Origin of the sequence: Bacillus cereus group sp. N8 (assembly GCF_016483685.1) — a bacterium.
GTDB lineage: Bacteria > Bacillota > Bacilli > Bacillales > Bacillaceae_G > Bacillus_A > Bacillus_A proteolyticus.
Genome location: NZ_JAEHBK010000113.1, coordinates 1 through 1,236, shown reverse-complemented (window position 1 = coordinate 1,236; position 1,236 = coordinate 1). Strand labels below are relative to the sequence as shown.

Sequence of the window (1,236 nt, the reverse complement as noted above, 5' to 3'; positions counted from 1 at the left end):
CCCTTATGCCTTTGCACTCTACGAATGATTTCCAACCATTCTGAGGGAACCTTTGGGCGCCTCCGTTACACTTTAGGAGGCGACCGCCCCAGTCAAACTGCCCACCTGACACTGTCTCCCGGGTCGATAAGACCCGTAGGTTAGAATTTCAATACAGTCAGGGCGGTATCCCACCAGCGCCTCCACCGAAGCTAGCGCTCCGGTTTCAATGGCTCCCGCCTATCCTGTACAAACTGTACCAAAATTCAATATCAGGCTACAGTAAAGCTCCACGGGGTCTTTCCGTCCTGTCGCGGGTAACCTGCATCTTCACAGGTACTATAATTTCACCGAGTCTCTGGTTGAGACAGTGCCCAAATCGTTACACCTTTCGTGCGGGTCGGAACTTACCCGACAAGGAATTTCGCTACCTTAGGACCGTTATAGTTACGGCCGCCGTTTACTGGGGCTTCAGTTCAGAGCTTCGCTTACGCTAACCCCTCTCCTTAACCTTCCAGCACCGGGCAGGTGTCAGCCCCTATACTTCGCCTTACGGCTTCGCAGAGACCTGTGTTTTTGCTAAACAGTCGCTTGGGCCTATTCACTGCGGCTTTCCGTTAAGAAAGCACCCCTTCTCCCGAAGTTACGGGGTCATTTTGCCGAGTTCCTTAACCAGAGTTCTCTCGCACACCTTAGGATTCTCTCCTCGCCTACCTGTGTCGGTTTGCGGTACAGGCACCTTTTATCTCGCTAGAAGCTTTTCTTGGCAGCGGGGAATCAAAGACTTCGCTCCATAAGGAGCTTCCCCATCACAGCTCAGCCTTCACGATAAGCGGATTTGCCTACTTATCAGCCTAACTGCTTGGACGTGCACAACCAATCGCACGCTTCTTCTATCCTTCTGCGTCCCTCCATTGCTCAAACGATAAAGAGGTGGTACAGGAATATCAACCTGTTGTCCATCGCCTACGCCTGTCGGCCTCGGCTTAGGTCCTGACTAACCCTGAGCGGACGAGCCTTCCTCAGGAAACCTTAGGCATTCGGTGGACGGGATTCTCACCCGTCTTTCGCTACTCATACCGGCATTCTCACTTCTAAGCGCTCCACCAGTCCTTCCGGTCTGACTTCACTGCACTTAGAACGCTCCCCTACCACTGATACCATTGGTATCAATTCGCAGCTTCGGTGGTGTATTTAGCCCCGGTACATTTTCGGCGCAGAGTCACTCGACTAGTGAGCTATTACGCACTCTTTAAA

The 1,236-nt window shown here is 52.3% G+C and carries 1 rRNA gene; it reads right to left on the bottom strand.

The annotated features are described in order from the left end of the window. Positions 1-1,236: ribosomal RNA gene (locus tag JDS80_RS30630) — 23S ribosomal RNA — on the bottom strand; the annotation flags it as partial.